Genomic DNA, 25,317 nt, shown 5'->3' with positions numbered 1-25,317 from the left:
AAGCAGTAATTTACTGGCTCCATCGCCTATAAAACCAACACGTTTTGTCCTATAACCCAAAATTACAATAATTACAATAGAGAAAAGCCCCCTTCTGTGAAGGGGGCTTATATAGTTAGCTAAATTAGTGTTTTAGCATTTCATTCAAGATAACTACGTCCGTTTCTTTCATACCTTGGGCCACAGTACCGATACTGCGGATGGTTTCGTCAACGGAGTATGCTACAAGGCCATCGCCTTTTTGGTAGTTCTTATTAAGGCGTGCTTGTTTATATCCCATAAAGGCGCCATCAAGAGAGATTGCAATTTTACCTGCGCAGGATGGTTTTGCACCATCACATACGATACCAGATAGACTTGCAAGACCATTTACAAGGGTATTCTCGATGATATCCTTGCTATCACCTTTTAAGAAGGCAATACCTGCTACACTTACAACACCAGCAGATACAACGCCGCAGTATGCGGACAATTTACCAATGCCAGATTTAACGTACAGTGTTAACAGGTTAGCAAAGACTAGCGCACGATAAAGTTCATCATCACTTTTATCAAGTTCCTCGGCAGTCGTAATAATTGGTACAGATACGGTTAAACCTTGGTTACCAGAGCCAGAGCAGATAACTACAGGCAATGGGCACCCGCTCATACGCGCATCAGAGCCAGCTGCTGCACGAGCTTTACATTTTGTTTCAAGCGATGGATTTTCATCGTCCAAGAGTAATAATTGGCCAATGTTAGCACCGTAATCATTAGATAAACCTTCCTTGGAAATTGCAGTATTATACTCAACTTGTTGTTTAATTTGAGGAAGGATACCAGAAATATCACCAGTTAAGGAAAATTCATAAATGCTATCAAAAGTCATAGCATATTCAGTGTTCGCTGCTTTTTTAATTTCATTAACTGTTTCAGAAATAATCTCACCATCTACAGCAACATAAGTTACATTCGTATGATCATTTTCAATACGAACTATAGCCGTATGTTCATCTGTTTCGGCGGTAATCTCAATATATAGATTATCTACGCCTTCAGCGAGCGAAACAGTACAGAAATTGGCATCAAGCAACGTGCCAAGCCATTTACGATCTTCGTCTGTAGCAGATTCCAATACCTCTAACTCACGCTCCGGATGACCTACGATAGCCCCCAAAGTGGTGGCGGCCATAAGACCTTTACGACCGCCAGAATTAGGGATTACTACAGATTTGACGTTCTTAATAATATTCGCACTACATCGAGCATGAATATGGTTAGGAAACTCATCTAAAACAGAGACTGCCTTCGCAGCCGCATAAGCCAATGCAATTGGCTCTGTGCAACCGAAGGCAGGACGCATCTCTGACTGTAGCAAAGAAATATAATCCATCTTATACTTCCGCAATAATTTCCACTTCTACCAAAGCACCCAATGGAAGGTCTTTTACTGCTACGCAAGAACGAGCTGGTTTAGAAGTGAAATATTTAGCATACACTTCGTTAAATGCTTTAAAGTCAGCAATATCAGCCAAGAAACAAGTTGTTTTAATAACTTCGGAGAAGTCACAACCTGCTTCAGCCAATACAGCATCAATGTTTTTGCATACTTGTTCAGTTTGCTCTACGATACCGCCTGCAACAATGGAACCAGTTTTAGGATCGAGTGGAATTTGACCAGAAGCGAATAATAAACCGCCTACTACTTTAGCTTGAGAGTAAGGACCTACTGCTGCTGGCGCTTTGTCTGTGAAAATTGTTTTCATGATAATTCTCCTTTATAAATATAATTAAAAATAAATATAACTAGTTTCAAAGGCGAGACTCACTTTCGTAGCTCGCTATATATGCCATACGCTGTAAAAGTACGTATATAATAAATTATTTAACAGATTTGAATGCGTTGTCAAATATCGGTTTGAAATAATCACGTTGTACGTCAGTTGTTAACCCAACATATAACACCGGTTTACCTGGCTTCAACACGAATGCAGCATTTGCATAGAGTGGAGTTTGTACAGATCCATCAGAATATAACATGCGAGAACTTGCTGCATAAGTTTGATATTTTGTACCCGCTATAGGATGTACTTGTTCCGCATCTTCTACGGTAATAGTTTTAAGTACCTTAGGCATAATCGTTCCTTTATTAGCATCAAGGCTTGGCACATTAATCGGCCCATTTAAAGGAACTACAGTCGTTGTAGTTGGAATTTTCTTATTAATGGTACCTAGTATGAGTTGTTCTGTAACAGGATCAACTTGACCTTTATCAAGCGCCGCCATAGCAGCTATAAACATAGGATCATTAGCCTCTTTACCCGCAAATTGCTGCGCTACCTCTTTTACATCTACTGCCACAACAAAAGCATCCTTTTGCCCAGTTTTATCTGCACCTTGTAATTGGTACATATCAAAATTAGTACCTAAGTTCTTTATAAATTCTTTAATTTGTGCGTTTACAGGATTTGCACTAGACGGATCTGCTTTTTCTTGATTTGTAATAAAAGATGTGATAAAGCTAGGTGTATTTGCTTTGGATGCAGAAACAACATTAACATTATTAGGCACTACCATAGAGCCCCCAATAGTTTGTACATCCTTAGCTAAACCTACACCAGATACAGTTCCTAAAAGACAGGTAGCACAAGCCAATACTTTCAAAGATTTCATATTATTTACCTCCCTTAAGAGATTGTGTTTGATACATATGGTTCAATTCATTAGTCCAATAATCATAGCTAGAATCATCAGAGTATAAGAATTGTACAGATAGACCCTTATCAGTAGGAATTGCATAACCAATCAAAGCAAAGCTATTTCTAAAGCCATCAAATCCTAGTGCACCGCGTACATCACCAGTTACGGCTGTACCATAACGAGTTTGAACAGGTTTATAAGCCACATGCGTTGCATCTACGCTCAATTGTTTTGCCATAAAGCCAGTAAATGTAGAAATTGCTTCCTTATCTCTAGCGGATGTTTTCTTATCAGCAGCTAGTAATTTATCAAATGTATTATTTATATGACTTGGAATACTATCATTAATAGCCTTAACAGCTTTAGCTAATTTTGCCCCCTCTACAGTATCACCAGGTAAACTAGCTAGTTGTTGTTGAGCATTCTCTTTAGAGTAAACACTAACATGTTTAGAGATGGAGTTTTTAAATTTAGCCTTATCAGCTTCAGAGCCCTTTTCTAAAATCGTTTTATCTATGCCAATCGTTTGATCAAGACCTGATTTAGCATAATCAATCACTAAAAGGGATGCTACATGGTGACCTTGTTTGTCAGTCCCTTGTAATTGATAGTAGGAAAAACCATCAACAACATCGCCCTTGATAGGTTCAAAAGATCGGTCGTAGTGCATTTTTAAAACAGTATTAATAGAATCAACAGACTCTTTATTCACAATACGAATCATTTGGCTTTGCTCATTATTACGTAACTTTGCATCTGTAGGAACATACATAACTTCTACAGCTTTCACCGCAGGAGAAGTACTGCCATACATACCATAACCTAAATCTACCGTATCAGCAGATGCCACTGCACCCATGCCGACTGTTAAACATGTAGCACAAGCCAATGTCATAACTTTTTTATTGAGAGCTCTCATAAGACACCTCACGTTTTTAACAATACAATATTCGTACAGACTAAAATAATAATCTATACTGCATATATTTATTATTATACTATATCGACATTTATAATTTATAGTATAATTTACAACCTTTCCTTTCTGCTATACAATACATAAATAGACATGTGAACATGATACATGCATGAGAAATAGAAAGGAGTGCACACTAGGTGTGCTTTAATTATGATACAAGAACTAATTCCGCTCACAAGACCGCGCACATTAGCAGCCGCATTGGGGCCTACCATTTTAGGTGCTTCATTTAGTTATTATGCATTTGGTGCAGCTCGTGGTACCGGCCTCGCTATTTTCCATACAATACTTATTTTCTTAGCTGTTGTAACGGCTCAAATTGTAGCAAATTTATGGAACGAATATAAAGACTTCAAATCCGGTCTCGATGCGGGACAAAAGGTCGGTAACGCCGGCTCCATTACTCGTGGTGCCATAACACCGGAGCTCATCGTAACAATGATCAAAGTACTCATGGTGGTGCCAATCATCATTGGCGCTTATTTATCCGCTACTATCACATGGTATTACGTTCCAGCCGGCTTCGTATGTATTCTTATCAGTTTCCTCTACTCCGGTGGTCCGAAACCAATTTCTCGTACGCCCTTTGGGGAAATCTCCTCTGGCATCGCCATGGGCCTTGCCATCGTACTAATTACGGGATATGCATGGACTCGTGAACTGTCTTTAGCACTGTTAATTCCTGCTATTCCATCTACATTGCTGGTTGGCTCCATCATGCTTACCAATAATATTCGAGATATTCGCAATGATGAAAGCCACGGTCGTCGTACATTACCTATCGTACTTGGTCGTGAACGAGCTCTCAGCTTGATGAGCATTATGTACATCTTTAATTTTATTTGGATTGTGGCGTGGATCATCGTAGGACATATGACATGGTTTTCTTTATTAGCCTTCCTCGCTATACCACTAGCTTTCAAAACAGTACATACCTTAAGTACTAAAACAGATGAGTTCCAACTAGACAAAGCTATGGGGACCACAGCTGGGGCCGCTATGATTTACCAACTCATGTGGTCCATCGGACTCATTATAGGCAAATAAACTATCTACTCGACCGCAAGCGAAATAGATTCATAACTACATACAACGAAAGAGATTTCCAGAGTATTACTATTTAAATGTAATATTTCTGGAAATCTTTTTGTCCATAGCTTTTAGTTATGGAGAACCTATAATAAATCCTTCTTGATAGATAGGGAATAATTTAGTACTATAGATTTAATATTTTATATGCAATAATTGTAAAAGGAGTGTGTCTAATGAGAAAATTTTTAGCATTAGCGGCTACTGTAATCCTCGGCGGTGCTTTATTGATCGCAGGTTGCGGTAACGACAACAACAAACAAGCTGCTAGCGACAGCAAACAAGTATTAAAAATTGGTGCTACTGCAGTACCTCACGCAGAAATCTTGGAACAAGTTAAACCTATCTTAGCAAAAGAGGGCATTGAATTGAAAATCACTGAATTCACTGATTACAATACACCAAACCTTGCTTTAGGCGACAAAGAAATCGATGCTAACTTCTTCCAACATATACCTTACATGGATGAATTCGCAAAATCTCATAAACTTAACTTAGTATCTGCTGGTGGCGTTCACCTTGAGCCAATGGGCTTATATTCCCGTCAAATCAAAGATTTGAAAGATCTTCCTAAAGGCGCTAAAATCGCGATCCCTAATGACCCTACAAACGGCGGTCGTGCATTGTTATTATTGCAAAAACAAGGTCTTATCACTTTGAAAGACTCTAGCAACATTTTGTCCACAGTTCAAGATATCGTTTCTAATCCTAACGACTACCAATTCGTAGAATTAGAAGCAGCTCAAGTACCTCGTTCTCTTGATGATGTAGCTTTAGCAGCTATTAATACTAACTATGCATTGAATGCAGGTCTTACCCCTGGTAAAGATGCTTTAGCTATCGAATCTAAGGATTCCCCTTACGTAAATATCGTAACTGTACTTAAAGGCAATGAAAGCGATCCTAAGATCAAAAAATTGATGGAAGCACTTCATACCCCTGAAATCAAAAAATTCATCGAAGAAAAATACAAAGGTGCAGTTGTTCCTGCTTTCTAATGTATACAACAAAAGAGACCACATAAGTGGTCTCTTTTTTATTGTCTTAACTTGTAACTACATGCTATGTGCACCAAATCTAAAAGGTAATAGTTCATCTAATTCAACTACTGTATAATCCCCTTTTAGATTTGCCATAATGATATAAGGTATTTCAAATTCAGAAATAACTTGACGACATGCACCACATGGCGAACAAGGACCTTCTGTATCGGCTACTACCGCAATTGCTTTAAATTTTGTATGACCTTCCGATACAGCCTTAAAAATAGCAGTACGTTCAGCGCAGTTAGTAAGGCCATAGGAAGCATTTTCTATATTGCAACCTTCATAGATAGCGCCACCTTCACAGAGAAGGGCTGCACCTACACTAAAATGGGAATAAGGACTATAGGCCTTCTCTCGGGCTACAGCAGCACGATCGATGAGCTTTTGAATATGTTGTTCTATCATAATCAGCTCCTTATTCCACGATATCTAGTATAGTGTCTACTACAGTTGGTGCAGTTGTACCAAATGTAATCGCCTCTACATATGTTTTAGCAGCATTAGGGATCAAACTTTCATCAGAGGTATACAAGGTAGCAACACTTTCTCCGCATATTACAGAATCGCCTGTTTTCTTATGCATCACAATGCCTGCACTATAATCGATAGGACCATCTTTTACAGTGCGACCTGCGCCAAGCATAACTGATGCAATGCCGCATTGCTCAGTATTCATATGTATAATATACCCATCTTGAGGGGCGGTTACATCATAGGTGAATTTTCCAATGGCTAACAAGCTTTCATCATTAATAACGTGAATATTCCCGCCTTGCGCCTCAATCATGAGACGTAAGCGTTCAAGGGCTTCACCTGAGTCGAGCGCATCTTGCACACGACTAAGAGCCGTTTCATAATCGCATATATGGCTCAGTACGAGCATATGTGCTGCCATGATAAGACATTCATGCGTTAAATCCTGTGGTCCACGACCTTTCAAGGTATCGATAACCTCTCGAATTTCCAAGGCATTGCCAATGGCATGACCAAGAGGTCGATCCATATCTGTTAAAACAGCCTTGACGGAGCGGCCATTTTCCGTTCCAATATCTACCATAGCTTTCGCCAATGCGCGAGCATCGTCTATGGTTTTCATAAAGGCGCCACTACCGACCTTTACATCCAGCAAAATGGCTTGTGCACCAGAGGCTAACTTTTTACTCATTACGGAGGACGCAATGAGTGGAATGCTATCTACGGTACCAGTTACATCCCGCAAGGCATATAATTTTTTATCAGCTGGAGCGAGTCCTTCAGATTGACCGATAACGGCAAGTCCAATTCTATTAACTTGATTGATGAAATCATCTTGTTCTAAAGATACTTTTAAGTTGGGAATGGACTCCATCTTGTCGATAGTACCGCCCGTATGCCCTAACCCACGACCAGACATTTTGGCCACCTTACCGCCACAAGCGGCTACAAGGGGACCAATGATGAGCGTCGTCTTATCCCCTACGCCGCCTGTGCTATGTTTATCTACAGTTATGCCATCAATACTAGATAGATCTACCATATGACCAGATTGAGCCATAGCTAAAGTCAAGGTTCCAAGCTCTCGAGCACTCATCCCATTAAACACAATAGTCATCAATAGTGCACTCACTTGATAATCAGGAATATCTCCTTTGACATAGCCATCGATGACAAAACGGATTTCTTCATCTGTTAAGGGTACATTAGCTCTTTTCTTCAGAATAATGTCATACATGCGCATAGTTACACCGCCATTCTAAGAAACCACCTAAGCATTGCCTAGGTGGTTTTCTATTATACTTCTTCGTCTAAATGATCTTTTAATAGTTCTACGGCTGCACTAGCGCCAATACGGCTGCAACCTTCCGCAATATAAGCTTTCATATCTGTAATGGATCGAATGCCGCCAGCGGCCTTAATTTGTATATTAGGGCCGATATGTTTCTTGAATAGACGAATGTCTTCAAGGCTAGCGCCACCGCTACCAAAACCAGTAGAAGTTTTAATGTAGTCTGCCCCACCATTGGTGATACATTTACAGAGGGCCACCTTTTCAGAATCAGTAAGATAACAAGTTTCGATAATAACCTTTAAGATTTTATCGCCACAAGCCTCTTTAAGGGCCCCGATTTCATTCGTTACAGCCTCAAAATCGCCTTGCTTTACATCGCCAAGATTTATCACCATATCGATTTCAGAGGCCCCTTCTTCAATGGCTTGTTTCGTTTCAGCTACCTTCACCTCTGTCGTTTCATATCCTAAAGGAAACCCGATAACGGTACATATGTTAAGTTTCGGATACGCTTCATGAGCGGATGCCACAAAATCTGGTGGAATACAAACGGATGCCGTTTTATATGTTACACCAGCATCACAAACTTCTTTAATATCATCCCATGTAGCGGTTGGCCGCAATAATGTATGATCCACATAAGCCAATAATTCTTTACCTAACATAGTACCTCTCCTAACTAAAAGAACGACATTTGCTCTGGTTCTGGCTCTTTATGCAAAGCCTCTTGAGCAGAGCGATTTTTTTCATCAATAAATGGTTCTAATGGTACACCTGTAACCTTCAGCAAATCTGGCAAACTGTTAACACCTTTTACCTTAGCAGCCTCCAACACAATCTTTGCACATGTCTCCGCATCATCTAGCGCATAGTGATGTTTAAATTCAACTCCCAAATAGGCTGCCATAGTATTCAACTTATGATTGACTAAATCTGGCCATACTGCACGTGAAAGTTTCACTGTACATGCATAATCGAGTTCTGGCCAAGGGATTTTATAATAATCTAATGTAGCACGCAATACATTCATATCAAATTTCGCATTGTGAGCTACCATGATATTCCCTTTTAAATGGTTTTCATAAATGGCATTCCACAATTGATCAAAGGTCTTTTCATGGAGAACATCCTTTGGCTGAATGCCATGAATTTCAATACACTCATCATCAAAGCTCATAAACGGAGGTTTGATGATGCTATAGGCCTTTTTGGTAATTTGTCCATCCTTTACGGTAATAACCGCCAAGGAGCACGCACTATTTTTAAATTTATTTGCTGTTTCAAAGTCTAATGCAACAAAATCTAACATAGGACTCCTTTCAAAATCTATATATAAGAATTATATTCATTTACTCTCCTTATTATAGCATGAAATAGACTATAATCTACCGCTTAAAGGTGACCAATAATCACCTCTTTCATACCAATTTTGATTGACAGATAGGCCCTCAGTATGTGAAAATTATTTAGATATATATGTAGTATGGAGGTTGCAACATGGCAGATGACAGATTAATCGTTGCCCTTGACGTATCCACGATGGATGCTGTGAAAGAAATCGTATTATCCCTCGGTGATGCGGTTAGCTTTTACAAAGTCGGAATGGAGCTATTCTACGCCGAAGGAGCAAAAACAATTCGCTTTTTACAAGAGCAAAACAAACAAATATTTCTTGATTTGAAATTGCACGACATTCCAAACACCGTAGCCCATGGAGTTTCTTCCTTAACACGTCTCGGCGCTAGTTTAATCACTTTGCACGGTCAAGGTGGCCCTGTCATGATGAAAGCCGCTGTAGAGGCAGCTCGTGAAAGCGGTGAAACACTAGGCGTTGAGCGACCAAAATTATTGGCTATCACTGCTTTAACTAGTTTCGACGATGAATCTTGGACTGCTATCGGTGGCCAACTACCTATTTCCGATCAAGTAATTCGCCTTGCTAAGCTCGCTAAAGATTGCGGGATGGATGGTGTTGTGTGCTCCGCCTTAGAAGCTAAAATGATTCGCGAAGCATGTGGCGATGATTTCCTCATCGTAACACCTGGTATTCGTCCTTCCTTTGCAACAACAGACGACCAAAAACGCGTTGCTACACCTGCTAGCGCATTACAAGATGGCGCATCTCGCCTCGTTATCGGCCGCCCTATTACACAAGCTGAAAATCCTCGTGAAGCAGTTCGTTTAATTATTGAAGAAATGGAGAAGGTATCCAAATGATGACAGAACAAGAAGTAAAACAATTACTGATCGACACTCAAGCTATTTTAGAAGGTCACTTCCTTTTGACATCTGGTCTCCATAGCCCAATGTACGTTGAAAAATTCAACGTATTGCAACATCCAAAATATACAGAAGCACTTTGTAAAGAATTAGCTGAACGCTTCCGTGATCAAAACGTTGAGCTTGTTATTGGCCCTATGACTGGTGGCATCTTACTAGCTCACGAAGTTGGTAAAGCACTTGATACACGTGCAATCTTTACAGAACGCGAAAAAGGCGTTATGACTTTACGTCGCGGTTTCAGAATTGAACCTGGTACACGCGTACTTATCGTTGAAGATATCGTAACAACTGGCGGTTCCGTACAAGAAGTAGTTAACGTAGTTAACCAATCTGGCGGCGAAATCGTTGGTGTAGGCCTACTCGTTAACCGTTCAGGCGGCAAAGCAGAATTTGGCGTACCTCAAGAAAAAGTACAAGCTTTACTTAACCTCGAAGTTCCTACGTATAAACAGGAAGAATGCCCTCTTTGTAAAGATGGCGTAGCTATGACAGAACGCGGTTCTAAACATATTAAATAAAATACACACAAAAAGAGCTCCTTCACTGAGGAGCTCTTTTTGTTTGTGTGTAGTTATTGTGTGTAAGAGAGAGATTCTGATACGAATGTATCACATAGAGTGTATGGCTCTACGGTGGCCATGAATGCACTTTCATGACCACGGTCTCTATTATTTTATGAAAGAAAAGGACTCATAAAATATGGTTAGTTTTGTGTAGTTTGTGATGTACCTTGATTATTTTGTTGTTGTGGTGCATTACCATTTGGTTGGCCCCCTTGCGGCATTTGACCATTTTGATACATATACTGACCATTATTTCGTCCCATACCATCTTGACGCATCATTTGGTTTTGACAATTTTGGTACATATATTGACCATTATTAGGCCCCATACCATCTTGACGCATCATTTGATTATTTCTATCCATCATATGTTGATTCATATGCATATTAGGACCATCATGTCTATGTGGTTTTCTAAACTGTTGTTCATTGGTTTTCATCCATTCACCAAAATTTGGTAAATCATTTACAGCAAATGATGTACCTACCCCTACAGCACTGATTACAGTTAGAATGGCAGCAATTATAATTCGTCTCATAGGTCCTCCTTAATCTACATTGTTGAAATAACGTTCGCGTACACCACGAAGTTCAATACCAATAAAGATACATGTAAGGCCCCCAAAGAGACCTACACCACCAAGTGCAACTAAAGTTACCAATGATAATGCAGGAAATGCCGTTACATTCTCGAATGGTTGCCAAGAGCTACCTAATAAATACAGGATTGCCGGCGTAATAATAAAGATAAGAACCCCCACAATATATGATAAACCACTACCTATGGATAATAAGGTTTTAGATGCTTTTTTAGCCATTCCTGGTAACTGCGGCAATAAACGCTCTTTGTAGTCATCAAAGCGAGCATAAATTTCTTGCATATTTACAGCTTTACTTTCACCACCATCTTGCCCTAACGTATCAGTAATAATACCAGCATCCACATAGGATGCATAAATCTCCTCTGGGGTCCCCAAAGATTTAATAATTTCACCATCTGTAAGGCCTTTTTCATAACCTACAGCAAAATGTTCCTCATAAACCTCTATGATACTTTCTACATCGGCAACGCGTGCCTGCTTAAATATATTGCGCAGTGCTTCTAAAAAACTATTTTTGTCCATTATAATCAACTCCTCTCAACAGGATATTGATGACACCAGAAAATTCATCCCATTCTTGGCGCATCTGATTGTATGCTGCACGGCCGTCTACCGTGATGTGATAATATTTTCGAGATGGTCCTGTGGTGGACTCCTTCAAATACGTTTCAACATACTTTTCTTTTTTCAATCTATTAAATAATGGATATATAGTTCCTTCCGAAATTTCAATGTATTCTGAAATGGTGCTGACAATTTCATACCCATAACGATCGCTTTGTGTTAATAATGCTAGCACAAGCATATCCATAACACCTTTTTTTAATTGAACTTGCATAGTTCCTCCCTTTAGGCTGTGCCTACCTGCCAACGTGAAAGCTCTCTTACGGTCACTATCATGTACTGACAAATACATAATATCACAAGGTACCTTGGAATGCAAGGTACCTTGTTAAAAATATATTTTACAAAACATAAACTCTTGACCTTAACAACCTATAAACACCGATATTATCTACTTTTATAAGGAGAAAACTATCTTAATTTTTTCTAATTTTACTCATGTCCCCCTATATGTATCACACATACTTCGGCTACAACATAAAAATCCCCATCCAAGGGATGAGGATTTTTTATTGATTTTAAAACAATCTATTTACTCTAACATCAGTTATTTATTTTGAAGTTGCTTGGCCTAATTTAATCTGTGTGCTTTTCATTTTTCCATTATGAGTATAAGATACTAAAATTGTATCGCCAGGGCTCTTAGCATCAATTCTCTCTTTTAATTCAAGTAATGTAGTGATGTCCTTACCATCAATTTGAGCAATGGTATCACCTTCTACTAAGCCAGCTTGTGCTGCAGGGCCGTTTGAATCAAGTTGAACAATCAGAAGTCCATCCCCTTCATAACTTACATTATTTCGAGCTGCCGTTTGACGATCTACAGCCCACACACCGATATACGGGCGAATGACCTTACCATTTTTAATAATAGAATCAACGATAGTCATAGCAGAGTTAATTGGAATGGCAAAGCCCATACCTTCAATACCCTCTTTGGAAATTTTAGAGCTATTAATACCAATCAATTCACCATCCGCATTGATGAGGGCACCACCGGAATTGCCAGGATTGATGGCTGCATCCGTTTGAATCAACGGGAACCGTTGCCCTTGTTCATCAATAGTACGTGCTAAAGCACTGATAACACCAGATGTAACAGAGCCTTTAAATTCAAGGCCTAAAGGGTTACCAATAGCGATAGCAGGCTCACCTACCTGTACAGAATCGGAGTCACCGATTTTGATTGGCTTAATATCTTTGGGAGGTTTAATCTTAACAACGGCTAAGTCCGTTTGTGAATCGGTGCCAATAACGGTGCCTGTTACAGTAGAGCCATCAGATAGAGATACAGTAACTTCACCATTTTTAGCACCCGCTACAACGTGATTATTCGTTACAATATGTCCTTCATTATCTATGAGCACACCAGATCCAACACCTTCTCCAGCATAGATGGTACGGTTAAAGATATCCTTTTGGAACACTTGTGTAGTAATACCAACTACCGCTGGACCAGATTCTTTAACAGCCTGCACTACATAGGTATTACGTGTTTCAGTAATAGGTTTAGATTGTTTTGTTTGTTCTCTTACTGTTGTTTGCTGTGTATGACTAGGACTACCAAAGAAATAGTATCCACCACTCACACCAATACCCAAGGCAATAGCACAAGCAATGACAGTTTTCTTATATTTTGAAAATTCCATGTAAATCTCCTTCTTAAAATCAATTTTATAAAATCAATTTTGATGAAACTATTATAGTACTCATTCTTTTACAATGCAAGAAAACAATTTATGACAATTATTATAAAAACATAAAGGGCATTCACTAGCCGTCGCTAGGAATGCCCTTTATGCATATAGTTTGAGAGTGTAAGGACTGTTGAGAGAGAGAGTATATATGACCCAGAAAAGTTTGAGAGAGAACTTATTAAGAGAGAGAAGTTTAGTTTGTACTTTTCCGGAATCAAACTTCAGCCTTACTAGAATTAGTATACATTGTATATCTAAATTATCAAAGTAACATTATAAAATATTGTTAAAACTTTGATTATATCTATATAATAATCCTCTATAAATTCATATTTAATCAACAGCCACGAATAACGTGAATATAATATGAATATCCTTATCAATTATCAAACAAATTTATAACCTACACCCCAAACTGTAATAATATGCTTACTATCGGATGGATTATCCTCAATTTCTTCACGCAAACGATTGATATGTACCGCTACCGTAGCATAATCACCATAGGAATCAAGTCCCCATACGCGAGAGTACAATTCTTCTTTGCTAAATACAATATCGCGATTGCGCATCAAGAATTCTAACAATTGGAATTCTTTCTTTTTAAGATGAACTTCTCTTTCATTCACCCATACTTTCATCATCTTAGGATCAAGACGAATTTCACCAGATTGAATCGCATTAGTTTCCATTGCATCGCGCTCTGTTAAACGCTTATATTGCGCCAACATAGCTTTGATCTTTGCAATCAATACAGATGGAGAGAATGGTTTTTCAATATAGTCATCAGCACCTACGCCTAAACCACGGATTTTATCGATATCGTCAAGACGAGCCGTTACCATAACGATTGGCACGCGAACTTTGTCACGAATTTGACGGCAAACTTCAAAGCCATCCATTTCTGGCAACATAACATCAAGGATGATAAGGTCTACAGGCGTATTCAAAGCTGCTTCGATACCATCTGTACCATTAGTCATAATAGTTACATCATAACCTGCCACCATTAAATAATCACGTTCAATATTGGCAATATCCAAATCGTCTTCAATAATTAAGATATGTTCACTCATGATTCTTCTCCTTGCTTAGGAAATTCTAATATAATACGTAGACCATGTGGTCTTACATTTTCAATCACAACTCGGCCTTCAAAGATTTCCATAATTCGACGAATAATCGATAATCCTAGACCACTACCTTCTTGAGGGTTCGTACGAGACGAATCGACACGGTAGAACGGGCGCATCAGACGCTCAAGAGATTCTGGTGGCACCCCTGGACCATCATCACTGATGACACAGTATACAAAATCATCATCACTAGTTACATCGATAATACAATGCCCTAGATCAGCCATTTTATATTTAGCACTGTTGTTCAACACATTTTGTAACACCCGTTGTAACAACTGCGGATTTGCATTGATGAACGCAGCTTCCGTAGCTATTCGAGCCTTAATTTCAAGACCTCTCGATTGATACGGCGCAATATGATCCTCTACAAAATCACGCACATACTGACCTAATTCAATTCGCTCAGATGGACGAGATTCTTTTTTGTAGTTCAATGTAGTAATGAGGAATAGCTCCTCTAACATCGAGTCTAAATCATTGGCACGCTTCAGAATGATACCCATGTATCGTTTTTGTTGCTCTTCCGTTGGTGCAATACCATCACGAACACCTTCTGCATAAGCTTTAATTGCAGTCAATGGCGTTCGTATATCATGGGAGATACCAGCGAGCAATTCTTTTTGCTGCTCTTGTTCCATTTCGATCTGACGATTTGCCAGCTCTAATGATTTCGTCATGTTCTTAACGTGAATCATGATAAACCGTGTAACAAATCGGTTGATTGCAAAGAATGTAACAATAAAGAGCAATATAGAAACTATAATAATATAGAAGGACACAGATTCCATCAAGCTATCACTACCATGGGTAGCACGCTTAATAGCAATATGATATACGTAGGCATGACGCCCATCGTATTTTCGCATTTCATAAACAAAGGTATTATTGGACTGATATACAATGCCCTGTAATTCAGGATTTACATCGATAAGACCAACGATAGCAGATGCACTATAGATTTGTGGATTACCATAGCTATACACCATGTTCCCTTGATCTAGTACCTCTACATATACCTCCTTTGGATCGAGTAGACTATAGCTAGGTTTAACCAAGCTATCTATTAAATTGTTTTCTAACCCATAAAAGGTAATTGTTTCAGTAATTCGACTGACACTTTTAAACTGTTGTTCCTGCTCAATACGCAAATAGTAACCGGCATTAGCCAAGATGCGCAAACCTGTAAAATATAGCAAAAATAAGATTATTGCTATTAAAATAGGTACAACAAAGAGCACAACATTGGATATCCAAATCCGTATTTGTAAATTCACAGGGTTACCTCAATATCATAAATAGTAGATACTTCTTATAGTTTACGCTATTTTTAATAGTTAAAGCAAGTAAAATAGCCAAAAGTGCAATATAATTTTCACGCTTCATTCATCGTCAGTTTATAATTAACAGATTATACAAGGGTTCTTCGACCCTTTTAGTATCTAATATTTTTTACATAGTATATTTTTTCACACGTATCCGGGTATCTTGTATCATTCAAAATCTTAGTATTTACTTATATTAAGAACTTGAGAATTAAGTATAGTTAATAGAAGCTCATCTATACTTTTTTATAAAAAATCTAAATTATAAAATATAAAACAACTATTGAAATTCTTCACTTTATAATTGGGTTATAGGACAAAACGTGTTGGTACTTTAATCCCAATCATTGAAAGATAATTTGTCATAGTTATGCAAATCACCCCAAGAAATGGCATCCCCCCAAGTTGGAATTATGCCTTGAAGTTGGGCTCTTTCATTCATAGAACTATATATTTTAGAAATACTTGCATCAGTTGGCATTACCTTAAGTATTTCTTTTGCAGAAAGCGGTCTTGGTGAGTGTAAATAACACCACCAAAAGACCGCTTTTATGCGTTTTTCTACAGACATCCCTCGATGGTAACGCAATAAACGTCTGAGTTGTGCGTTTACTCCGCCTTCAATAGGGTTATTAGTCCTCGGACATTCTTTATCCAACACCAATGTTTCATCTAAATATCGAAACATTGTCTCTGTATTAATTAATACCACTAGAGAGTTATAGGCTTTTAATAATCGTTCATGCGTAGCTCTTAAATTATCATTACTATCACGTGTCATTTCACTTAGAAACTCTTTAAAAGTCACCCTCCAATTAAATAATCGTTGAATCCATATTTTTGCATCTTCCTGTGTTTTTACGTTATATAAATCGCTTGCTAAATCTTTTAACATAATGCCTGCTAATGTCTTAGGCCGCCTAGTAGTGTAACGATGTACTTGCCATACGGCATGAACAATACAACGTTGAAGCTTGGCGGTACGCCAAACTTTTTTTAATGCTTTTCTAAGACCAGGTCCACCATCAGAAACGACCACAATGGGTGTCGCTATTCGCTGCATAAGAGCTTGCCATGAGCGAGACTGTTCTGACCTACATAAATACCACCCTAATACATATTCACCATCATAACAGATCAAAATACAAGCTTTTTTAGCTAAGTAAATACCATCAACGAATACCACATCTCTCGAGGTTTCAATTTTGGGCGGCATAGGCCATATTTGCCAGAAATCAGCTATCTGTCTACGAAATGTACGGCCCTGCCCAGGCATGTCCTGTTGTGTTTCTTTACTAAATAACCAATTTAGAAATCGATGAAAACATTTAGTAGTATTATCAATAGTTTGTGTAAAGGTGATGTTACACTGCTTACAATGCCATCGTTGTGATCCAGCTTTAGTTTTCCCATATTTTTGACAAGAAAATCCACAATTTATACATCTTACCAGCATGATTATTCCCTCCACTTAGAACACGATTTTCTAAGAAGATATAACCTTATTGAAGCCAGTAAAATCAAGGGGTTTGGGACTTTTTACCAACACATTTTGTCCACCCTCTAAGTTTATCAAAAGAACTTAAAATGGCGATGGAAGCAGTAATTTACTGGCTCCATCGCCTATAAAACCAACACGTTTTGTCCTATAACCCTTATAATTTTAGACAAAAAAAAGAGGATTCCTAAGAATCCTCTTTTAGAGTTTGGATTAACGACGGTTAGCTTCGAAGAAGTTAATAGCAACTTCTGGGAACATAGCGTAAGTCAATACGTCTTCGTCAGTGATACCATTGTAGCCTTTTGTAGCTAAATCTTGACGGTAACCTTCCAATTCAGGTTCGATAAGATCTGCTGGACGGCAAGTGATAGGTTGTTCATCACCGATGATAGTTTGACGAATTTCGTCAGAAATTGTACCAGGCAACGCACCGTATTTACCGCGTACAAGGTCTTTAACTTCGTTAGGAACCATTTTGTAACGGTCGCCCATCATAACGTTCATCATAGCCATTGTACCAACGATTTGGGATGTTGGAGTTACCAATGGAGGGTAACCCAAGTCTTCACGAACGCGTGGCATTTCATCCATAACGTCGAAGAAGCGATCGCCCATACCCATTTCGTTCAATTGGTTTTGAGTATTGGACAACATACCGCCAGGAATTTGGTAACGACGAACAGCTGGGATTACATCGCTAGCTGGTTTCAAGTTGAATTCTTCAGCGATTTGTTGTTTTACTTTACGGAAGTGGTCAACTAATGGAATGTATTTATCAAGGTCAAGACCAAGATCCCATTCAGTACCTTTGAACATTTCGATCATAGTTTCAGTAGCTGGTTGGCTAGTTGCATGAGCGAATGGAGAGATAGCAGTATCGATGATATCTACGCCAGCTTTAGCAGCTTCCCAGTATGTAGTGCTTGCAAGACCGCAAGTGAAATGGCTGTGCAAGTCGATTGGCAATTCACCAAAACGTTTTTTGAATGTGGAAACCAAGTCATATGCATCAGCAGGTCCTAACAAACCGGACATATCTTTGATACAAAGGGAATCAGTACCCATTTCTACCAATGTTTCAGCTACTTTCAAGAAGCTTTCAGTTGTATGAACTGGGGAGATTGTGTATACCATAGCGGATTGAACGTGTGCACCTGCTTTTTTGGAGTACTTAATAGCAGCTTCCATGTTGCGAGGGTCATTCAATGCGTCGAAGATACGAATACGGTCAATACCATTTTTTACAGCTGCATTACAGAATGCTTCTACTACATCATCAGAGTAGTGTTTGTAGCCCAATAAGTTTTGGCCACGAAGTAACATTTGTAGTGGAGTGTTTTTCAAATTAGATTTCAATTTACGAAGACGTTCCCATGGATCTTCATTCAAGAAACGAAGACAGCTATCATAAGTAGCGCCGCCCCAACATTCAAGAGCTTCATAACCAATTTCATCTAAAAGGCCAAGCACTGGTTCCATTTGTTCATAACGCATGCGTGTTGCCAAAATAGATTGATGACCGTCACGAAGAACGGTTTCGCAGATTCTTAATTTTTTAGCCATGTTAATCCTCCAAATCGAAATAGTCTGCATATGTAAATTTATACATACAACAAATAACTATCTCATACCTATTTTTTTACGATTTTTTTGATGTCTGCTCACACAAGCCAAACACTCTATAAATCGTTAAGACATACTTATATTAGACTACTTATAAAATTCTTTGTCAACAACTATATTATGCTATTTACTCATAAATTCATGTGTCTAAAGATGATTTTTTCGTGATAGTAATCACACAAAACTACAAAAAAGCTAGCTTTTAGCGTGTATGTTTAATCAAATCAATTTCTCTGTAATTGCTCTTTTTAATGAGAAACCAAAAATTATACCGTAATAATTTTTAGTTATTATTAAAAAGGCTCCAAAGCATATCGGTATTTATAAATGTAGTAATTCGATAAACATCGGTACACTTATAAGCTCATCATTTTTATTGATAATATAACCCGTTCTTATAATTACATAAATATGCAAAAGAACCTGTCCATTTGAACTGCACCCCAAAAATTGGACACAATTTTTGGAGGTGCAGTTTTTTATGTCAAAATATTCAAAAGAAGTAAAAGAAAAGGCTATTTATCTTTCTAAAAAAGGCTGGAGTCGCTTTAGAATTGCTAAAGAGCTTGAAGTTCCAGAAAGTACTGTAAGAAATTGGCTATACAAGTTTAAGCTTAGTCATAATTTGACCCATAAAATTGGTAAACAAGTATTTTCAGCAGCTTTTAAACGTAAAGTTCTTGAAACTCGGTGGAAGAATAAGTTATCCTATAATGAAACAGCAGAATTATTTAATTTAGATAACCCTGGTCTAATTGCCATGTGGCAAAAGCGGTATTTAGACGAAGGGATTTTAGGGTTGCAGCCCAAGCCTAAAGGTAGACCATCTATGAAACCGAAAGAACTAATACCATCTACAAAAGATCAATGTATTAAATCAGACAAAGAACGGATAAAAGAACTAGAAGCTGAAATCGCTAGGTTGAAATATGAAATATCTTTCTATGACGACTTTATGAAAGAAATGCGTGAAATTGCTAAACCTAATAAAGCTGTAAAAAAAAAGCACAAACAATTGCCATCGAAAGATTAAGAAAAATATATCCCCTTCAGTTTATGCTTGAGTACTTTGGCATTAGTCGTAGTACATATTATGCACGCTTGGTTAGCATAAAAAAGGGAGACAAATATGCAGAGGAACGAGAAGCGATTCGTACACTGGTAACGATGAATAAAGGTCGCTACGGATATCGCCGAATCACAATAGCATTACATAAATTAGGCTTCCATATGAATCACAAAGTTGTGATGCGTATTATGAAGGAAGAAAACTTAACATGTAAAGTTCGTCTAAAGAAGTACCGTTCATATAGGGGTACCGAAGGAAAAATTGCTCCTAATATCATTAAGCGAAACTTTACGGCAACAAAGCCAGATCAAAAATGGACAACAGATATTACCGAATTCCACTTGTTTGGGCGTAAGGTTTATTTATCACCAATCTTAGATATGTATAATGGAGAAATTGTATCCTATGAAATATCAGAACGCCCTGTATTAACACAGGTGTTATCTATGCTAGATAAGGCCTTTAAAAACAGGCCACATAGCAAAGGTTGTATCTTACATTCGGATCAAGGCTGGCAGTACCAGCATAGCAGTTATCAAGAAACATTAAAAAATCACGCTATCATCCAAAGTATGTCTCGAAAAGGAAACTGTTTGGATAATAGCGTGATGGAAAACTTCTTTGGCTTACTAAAGTCAGAGTTGTTATATTTAGAGGAATTTACTTCCTATGAAGATTTTATCAACAAATTAAGAGATTATATTGATTATTACAATACAAAACGCATTAAGCTCAAATTAAAAGGAATGAGTCCGGTAGAATACCGAACTCATTCCCAAAAAGTAGCTTAATTATATCTGTCCAAGAAAATGGGTGCAGATCAATTTATGGACAGGTTCTTTTATTTTTTACTATTAGTAAATGCCATTATACAGCTTATTTTTCAGGTTTAACCTTTTTAGGCGCCGTTTCAAGAACGATATTCTTACCCTCTCGTTTCACTTGAATAGAGAAAGCACCTTCACCTTCTTTAAAGTACTCCATCTTGATGTCTAGAAGCATTTTACCAATCATAGTCTCCACTTTTTCAGTTAAGAACTCACGATAGAAAGCATCTTCCTTTTGCTTTGGACTTTGATGTACTACAGGCTTTTTAGCTGCCCGTTCCATATCAAGCATAGTATCTTCAAAATTTTCTGTATCTTTAAAGTTTTTCAACATATCCGCATCGGATAAGCCTTTTTGAATTTTAAACTTTGCCATTTCTATCTCCTATCAATTCGAAAATTGCCTTTTTAACACGAACTGGCTCAATACCAGACATACAATATTGATCAGGCTTAGGACACCGTCGTTTACGACAACCTAAGCAATCTAATTCATCATTTACAAGTACCTTAAAGGTCCCCGTTAGTGGTCCCCATAATTTAGGATTTGTAGGTCCAAAGAGAGCCACTACAGGCTTATTAAGCGCTAATGCAATATGTAAGGAGCCCGTGTCAGCCGTAACTACTACGTCACAGCTTTCAATTAAGGCGCCTACCTCTTGAAGTGTCGTCTTTCCTAGCATATTCAGCATAATCTGATCAATGCCCTCAGCGGCCAAAGAATCCATCAAAGGTTTGTATTGTGTAGCCTCTTTAGGCCCGCCTAAGCAAACAAAATTAGCTCTATATTGCAGTGATTTAATAAGGGAATACCATTTTTCTTGAGGCCATTCTTTCGTCGCCCAAGACGTACCTAAGACCAATCCCACACGTAGAGGTTTTTCTACTTCACCACGATTTAAAGAAGTATGATTATCAATCGTTTTCCACTGTTCTTCTGCCCAGGTATGTAACTTCGATGGTACATGGAAATCCATATGATACATCTTATTAGCACTAACGTTATTTAATGTTTCAGGTTCCAGAAGATTATCAACAGTTTTAAGAGGTGTATCTAAATCAGCCTGTTTAGCAACAGCCTCTTTTAAAAGTTGTGCCACCTCAACATAACGCTTGATAACATGATCTGTACTTGGCTTTGTTTTATAGTTTGTAAATAGCCAATTCAGCTCTTTTGTACCACCAAGTCCTAAGCGAATAGGCGCACCAGAAGCCAATAGAACAAGACCGGTTATCAGTCGCCCTTGTACATCAACGGCTACATCAAATTTGTAGGGCTCTAATTTAGCCTTCAGCTCCCACCACATGCGCCACATTGTCGGGATATGCAGTTTTTTAGAATGTGCCTCGTATTCATCCCGTTCCCAGGGGATGATTCCATCTACATAGGGATTACTGTCTAGCAGCTCCACCATGCTAGGCGTTACAATCCAGTGTAACTTGGCATCTGGATACTGTTCTTTGATCCAGCGCGCCGCAGGGGTAGCATGCAAGATATCCCCAATGTAACTAAGGCGTACAAATAATATATTCATAGATATCCTTATGGTACATATAACATAGGAATAAAGCCTTTATAATGAAGCATTATAAAGGCTTTTTCTTAAGATTTCTTTTTACTATCACTAGTGTTAGATGATTTAGAAGACGTATCATCTTCTGTCACCTTTTTAGTTTCTTCACTACCATTCTTGATGATGTCTTTTACGTCAGACAATTTTAATTCATTGAAAGTAGTAGGATGATTGTATTTGTAAACTGGTTTGAAACCTACACCTAATTTGCCAGTGTAAACAGTCAATGCATTATTGTCCTCATCAACACGAGCAATGTAGATTGTCTTATCTGTATCAACACCAATTAAGCGGAAACGTCCTGGTGGGTTGATAACACGCCAGCCACCTTCGATACCATTAAACATAAAGATATCGCCAGTTTTAACATTATCGTAGAAGAAGTTATCTTCATCGTAGAAAACGCCGATATGACCGATATCAGTAGCCTGCATATACACGCGACGCGTATCGTAGTTAGCATCTGTACGATAAATACGATATACATGCTCTTGAACTTTTACCTTCATATATACTACGTTTGTCGCTTCAGAGTATGCAGCATCTACGATTTTACTACCTTTTGGTAAATCTTCAAGCTTGGTATCCACTTCATGCTCTGGATCATCTGCATTGAGACGAGCCATAACGACATCGCGAGAGTCATATAAGCCCATGATGGCATAGTTACGGTCTGGCATCCAGTTGAAGTAACTAATCGAACGCCCTTTCAAATCTATCGTTGTAGGCTTACTTTCATTAGCCTTGTAGATTTTCAAAGAGTTTTCTGTAACAACCGCCATAAATTGACGGTCGTAGGATACATATTTAGTACCTTCCTTTACATCCGGAAAGTTTTTAGTATCATCTTTTGACGCACCTGCTACATTAAATTCCGTAGTCGGCGCAAACATATATTGATCAAGGTATAGGTATACCCCACCTTGCAGAAGAATACCTACCGCAAAGGCGCTCAGTACACGCGTAAAAGGTTTCATTTGTCCTCCTATTTCACGATAAACGCCGTTGGGATCATGCGTTCCCCTAACAAATCGGCCGGTTTGTTCACCACTTTACCATTGAGGTATAAGGTAGAACTAGAACCACCATCTAAATTCGCTGCAATATAGCAACCTTTTTCAAAGAGAATATCTTGTACGTCACGCAAGGTAGCACCAATGGAGTACCCTGGTTGACGACCATCGATTACGAGGAATAATACTGTACCATCTTTCTTTTGACCGATAGCAGTACGTGGGCCTACGCCCCAGCCACCATCACCTTCAGTGATCATTTTCTTACCGTCTACAATAAGAGGTGGACCAAAGGTAATACCTTCCATGGCTTTCATATCAGATAGTTGAGTTTTATCATAGTTACCAGCGATAAGGTTACCAGATTTAGAGAAGCCTACAAAGTCTACATCTTCATCAGGACCTACATCCTTACCGATAACATATTCTCCATCATGCAAGATAAAGCCATATGGCAAACGACCTGTACCAGTACCATTAGGATCATGGAAACCACCGCCGTTGATAGCAGCTACCGCATTATTCATTTTAGCAATATTACTTGTAGTATCGCCCTTTTCTTGAATGTTAGCCGCTGTACCTACTTGGATACGACGAGGATCTGGAATTTCTAAGATATAGCCTACATAACGAGCAGACTGAATTTTTTCAAGGTTTAAAGACTTGTCTTCACGGGCATTAAACTTGAATAAATCTTGGCTTTTAACAACCCCAACAGTCCCCAAAATAGATTGTAGTTCTTCTTCATTAAACAACCACGTAATGTAATGAGGATGACGAGATTGTAAGATAGCACCGATAACGGCGCGTTTTACATTATTAAAGGGTCCAAAGAGCACCACGAACGGTGAGGTCGCAACGGTAAATAAGAACACCATGATGATGAACTTTACCCAATTCTTTTTGAACAATGTATTTCTCCTTATAAATCAGTGAAATGCTCGGTACTAATGCGTTCTTCAAAATGCTTGATATCTACCGCATTACCTACCCAAACACGCAAAATGTTATATGGATTATCACCTGTATGAGCCCAGCCAGATTTCATAGCCATACCCATTTTTATACCAGCCTTTTTAGATGCTGAGTCGGTGAATTCATTTTTATCTCCATATGGATAGCAGAACCAAGGATTATTCTTGATGCCCACCTCTTTAGCCAGTGCTTCTTGAGCCTTTGTGATATTTTCAATTTGTTTCTCTTCGGATAATTGGCCCATTTCTACATGTTGGAAACCATGGTTAGAAATAGTGATACCATTTTTGTGCATTTCACGCACTTGATCCCAAGTTAAACGCGTTCCAATATCACCAGGATTAATAAATACAGTGGCTGGGAATCCATACTCTTTCATGAGTGGATATACGATTGTATACGTATCTGCATAACCGTCATCAAAGGTTAAAACAACTGGTTTTTCAGGTACTGCAGCACCATTTACAACGTATTCATACAATTGGTCCATCGTCAATGGATTATATCCATTATCCTTGAGGAATTTCATTTGCTCTCGGAACAAATCCTCTCGAATAACCGCATCATTATCTTTATCGTCGCCGATTTTATGATACATAAGGACAGGAATGCCCGATGGATGTACCATCTTAACTTCTTTTACTGGTGGCGCTGAACTAGTAGGCTCTGTTTTTTGTGAAAGCAATCCACAACCTGCCACAAGCATTGCCAATGCCACAACCAATAGTGTTACTAACGGAATCCGTTTCATAGGTCCTCCTCTATCAGAACACAATTATATACAGAATATTATAACATTTCTATGAAGAATAGTAAAAACTCCACCCCATTTACGTATAGCTAAAACAGATGATTTATAATCTAAAGAGATATATCCTCTAAAACACCTTTAACGATACTTTATGTTGTAATCTAGAATGGAATGCTTTAATATTCTAATTATA

General features: G+C 38.4%; 27 protein-coding genes. 6 read left to right on the top strand and 21 right to left on the bottom strand.

Annotated features, from left to right (window positions below):
* Positions 1-124 precede the first annotated feature (124 nt).
* The 4 genes from VRHSUH09_RS04415 to VRHSUH09_RS04400 form a co-directional block, all read right to left on the bottom strand.
* Complete coding sequence (locus VRHSUH09_RS04415; RefSeq protein WP_054748734.1) at positions 125-1,372, bottom strand: L-cysteine desulfidase family protein; 1,248 nt, start codon at positions 1,370-1,372, stop codon at positions 125-127.
* Between the two features lies 1 nt (position 1,373).
* Positions 1,374-1,745, bottom strand: a complete 372-nt coding sequence (locus VRHSUH09_RS04410; protein WP_054748736.1) for a RidA family protein — start codon at positions 1,743-1,745, stop codon at positions 1,374-1,376.
* Between the two features lie 115 nt (positions 1,746-1,860).
* Positions 1,861-2,652, bottom strand: a complete 792-nt coding sequence (locus VRHSUH09_RS04405) for a hypothetical protein (RefSeq protein ID WP_105081500.1) — start codon at positions 2,650-2,652, stop codon at positions 1,861-1,863.
* Between the two features lies 1 nt (position 2,653).
* Positions 2,654-3,598 (bottom strand): BAR domain-containing protein, encoded by a 945-nt coding sequence (locus VRHSUH09_RS04400; RefSeq protein WP_105081499.1) that lies wholly within the window; start codon positions 3,596-3,598, stop codon positions 2,654-2,656.
* 210 nt (positions 3,599-3,808) lie between these two features.
* Here VRHSUH09_RS04400 and menA point away from each other — a divergent pair, with 210 nt between their 5' ends.
* Together menA and VRHSUH09_RS04390 are read left to right on the top strand one after the other, a co-directional pair.
* A complete protein-coding gene (menA, locus tag VRHSUH09_RS04395) occupies positions 3,809-4,705 on the top strand; it encodes a 1,4-dihydroxy-2-naphthoate octaprenyltransferase (RefSeq protein ID WP_009352196.1) in 897 nt (298 codons plus the stop codon).
* Positions 4,706-4,923: 218 nt separating this feature from the next.
* Entirely contained in the window at positions 4,924-5,745 is an 822-nt protein-coding gene (locus VRHSUH09_RS04390) for a MetQ/NlpA family ABC transporter substrate-binding protein (RefSeq protein ID WP_105081498.1), read from the top strand.
* A 57-nt stretch (positions 5,746-5,802) separates the two neighbouring features.
* Here VRHSUH09_RS04390 and VRHSUH09_RS04385 read toward each other — a convergent pair whose 3' ends face one another.
* From VRHSUH09_RS04385 to VRHSUH09_RS04370, 4 genes are read right to left on the bottom strand one after another with little or no spacing between them, the layout of a single operon-like run.
* Complete coding sequence (locus VRHSUH09_RS04385; RefSeq protein ID WP_105081497.1) at positions 5,803-6,198, bottom strand: cytidine deaminase; 396 nt, start codon at positions 6,196-6,198, stop codon at positions 5,803-5,805.
* A gap of 10 nt (positions 6,199-6,208) precedes the next feature.
* On the bottom strand, positions 6,209-7,510 hold the full coding sequence (locus tag VRHSUH09_RS04380) for a thymidine phosphorylase (protein ID WP_105081496.1): 1,302 nt from the start codon (positions 7,508-7,510) through the stop codon (positions 6,209-6,211).
* 53 nt (positions 7,511-7,563) lie between these two features.
* Positions 7,564-8,226, bottom strand: coding sequence for a deoxyribose-phosphate aldolase (gene deoC, locus VRHSUH09_RS04375; protein WP_105081495.1), 663 nt, complete (start codon positions 8,224-8,226; stop codon positions 7,564-7,566).
* A 14-nt stretch (positions 8,227-8,240) separates the two neighbouring features.
* Positions 8,241-8,870, bottom strand: a complete 630-nt coding sequence (locus tag VRHSUH09_RS04370; RefSeq protein WP_105081494.1) for a 3'-5' exonuclease — start codon at positions 8,868-8,870, stop codon at positions 8,241-8,243.
* A 188-nt stretch (positions 8,871-9,058) separates the two neighbouring features.
* On the opposite strand from VRHSUH09_RS04370, the gene pyrF reads away from it, so the two are divergent.
* Positions 9,059-9,778 (top strand): orotidine-5'-phosphate decarboxylase, encoded by a 720-nt coding sequence (gene pyrF / locus VRHSUH09_RS04365; protein ID WP_054748751.1) that lies wholly within the window; start codon positions 9,059-9,061, stop codon positions 9,776-9,778.
* Entirely contained in the window at positions 9,775-10,362 is a 588-nt protein-coding gene (pyrE, locus tag VRHSUH09_RS04360; RefSeq protein WP_009352107.1) for an orotate phosphoribosyltransferase, read from the top strand. The genes pyrF and pyrE overlap by 4 nt, the downstream gene beginning before the upstream one ends.
* A 185-nt stretch (positions 10,363-10,547) precedes the next feature.
* Here the strand turns inward: pyrE and VRHSUH09_RS04355 are convergent, their stop codons facing one another.
* From VRHSUH09_RS04355 to VRHSUH09_RS04320, 8 genes are all read right to left on the bottom strand, one after another.
* Positions 10,548-10,946: a transcriptional regulator gene (locus VRHSUH09_RS04355; protein WP_105081493.1), complete on the bottom strand. Its 399-nt coding sequence runs from the start codon at positions 10,944-10,946 to the stop codon at positions 10,548-10,550.
* A 9-nt stretch (positions 10,947-10,955) separates the two neighbouring features.
* Positions 10,956-11,531 carry a DUF1700 domain-containing protein gene (locus tag VRHSUH09_RS04350; RefSeq protein ID WP_105081492.1) on the bottom strand — a complete coding sequence of 192 codons (576 nt, stop codon included), beginning with the start codon at positions 11,529-11,531 and terminating at the stop codon, positions 10,956-10,958.
* On the bottom strand, positions 11,518-11,847 hold the full coding sequence (locus VRHSUH09_RS04345; protein ID WP_054748754.1) for a PadR family transcriptional regulator: 330 nt from the start codon (positions 11,845-11,847) through the stop codon (positions 11,518-11,520). The genes VRHSUH09_RS04350 and VRHSUH09_RS04345 overlap by 14 nt, the downstream gene beginning before the upstream one ends.
* 337 nt (positions 11,848-12,184) lie before the next feature.
* The gene (locus VRHSUH09_RS04340) at positions 12,185-13,282 is read right to left on the bottom strand and encodes a S1C family serine protease (protein ID WP_054748756.1); all 1,098 of its coding nucleotides are present in this window, start codon (positions 13,280-13,282) and stop codon (positions 12,185-12,187) included.
* A gap of 434 nt (positions 13,283-13,716) precedes the next feature.
* Positions 13,717-14,406: a response regulator transcription factor gene (locus tag VRHSUH09_RS04335; protein ID WP_105081491.1), complete on the bottom strand. Its 690-nt coding sequence runs from the start codon at positions 14,404-14,406 to the stop codon at positions 13,717-13,719.
* Positions 14,403-15,743, bottom strand: a complete 1,341-nt coding sequence (locus VRHSUH09_RS04330; protein WP_054748758.1) for a sensor histidine kinase — start codon at positions 15,741-15,743, stop codon at positions 14,403-14,405. Before VRHSUH09_RS04330 ends, VRHSUH09_RS04335 begins: the two co-directional genes overlap by 4 nt.
* Before the next feature lie 382 nt (positions 15,744-16,125).
* Positions 16,126-17,247 (bottom strand): IS1249 family transposase, encoded by a 1,122-nt coding sequence (locus tag VRHSUH09_RS04325; protein ID WP_009351498.1) that lies wholly within the window; start codon positions 17,245-17,247, stop codon positions 16,126-16,128.
* Between the two features lie 255 nt (positions 17,248-17,502).
* Positions 17,503-18,855, bottom strand: coding sequence for a pyruvate carboxylase subunit B (locus VRHSUH09_RS04320; protein WP_009352176.1), 1,353 nt, complete (start codon positions 18,853-18,855; stop codon positions 17,503-17,505).
* A 541-nt stretch (positions 18,856-19,396) separates the two neighbouring features.
* On the opposite strand from VRHSUH09_RS04320, the gene VRHSUH09_RS04315 reads away from it, so the two are divergent.
* Together VRHSUH09_RS04315 and VRHSUH09_RS04310 are read left to right on the top strand one after the other, a co-directional pair.
* Positions 19,397-19,948: a helix-turn-helix domain-containing protein gene (locus VRHSUH09_RS04315; protein ID WP_245875963.1), complete on the top strand. Its 552-nt coding sequence runs from the start codon at positions 19,397-19,399 to the stop codon at positions 19,946-19,948.
* Between the two features lie 23 nt (positions 19,949-19,971).
* Entirely contained in the window at positions 19,972-20,775 is an 804-nt protein-coding gene (locus VRHSUH09_RS04310) for an IS3 family transposase (protein WP_245875964.1), read from the top strand.
* An 85-nt stretch (positions 20,776-20,860) separates the two neighbouring features.
* On the opposite strand, the gene VRHSUH09_RS04305 is transcribed toward VRHSUH09_RS04310, so the two are convergent.
* The 5 genes from VRHSUH09_RS04305 to VRHSUH09_RS04285 form a co-directional block, all read right to left on the bottom strand.
* Positions 20,861-21,187 carry a hypothetical protein gene (locus VRHSUH09_RS04305; RefSeq protein ID WP_054748767.1) on the bottom strand — a complete coding sequence of 109 codons (327 nt, stop codon included), beginning with the start codon at positions 21,185-21,187 and terminating at the stop codon, positions 20,861-20,863.
* Positions 21,174-22,346 carry a glycosyltransferase family 9 protein gene (locus VRHSUH09_RS04300; protein WP_105081490.1) on the bottom strand — a complete coding sequence of 391 codons (1,173 nt, stop codon included), beginning with the start codon at positions 22,344-22,346 and terminating at the stop codon, positions 21,174-21,176. The genes VRHSUH09_RS04305 and VRHSUH09_RS04300 overlap by 14 nt, the downstream gene beginning before the upstream one ends.
* Positions 22,347-22,414: 68 nt before the next feature.
* On the bottom strand, positions 22,415-23,362 hold the full coding sequence (locus VRHSUH09_RS04295) for a hypothetical protein (protein ID WP_105081489.1): 948 nt from the start codon (positions 23,360-23,362) through the stop codon (positions 22,415-22,417).
* 8 nt (positions 23,363-23,370) lie between these two features.
* Positions 23,371-24,309 (bottom strand): phosphodiester glycosidase family protein, encoded by a 939-nt coding sequence (locus VRHSUH09_RS04290; protein ID WP_105081488.1) that lies wholly within the window; start codon positions 24,307-24,309, stop codon positions 23,371-23,373.
* 11 nt (positions 24,310-24,320) lie between these two features.
* Entirely contained in the window at positions 24,321-25,124 is an 804-nt protein-coding gene (locus tag VRHSUH09_RS04285; RefSeq protein WP_009351987.1) for a polysaccharide deacetylase family protein, read from the bottom strand.
* Between the last annotated feature and the right edge of the window lie 193 nt (positions 25,125-25,317).

The organism is Veillonella rogosae JCM 15642 (assembly GCF_002959775.1).
GTDB classification, from domain to species: Bacteria; Bacillota; Negativicutes; order Veillonellales; family Veillonellaceae; genus Veillonella; species Veillonella rogosae.
The sequence above is the reverse complement of the archived record's forward strand: the minus strand, read 5'-3'. Positions and strand labels throughout refer to the sequence as shown.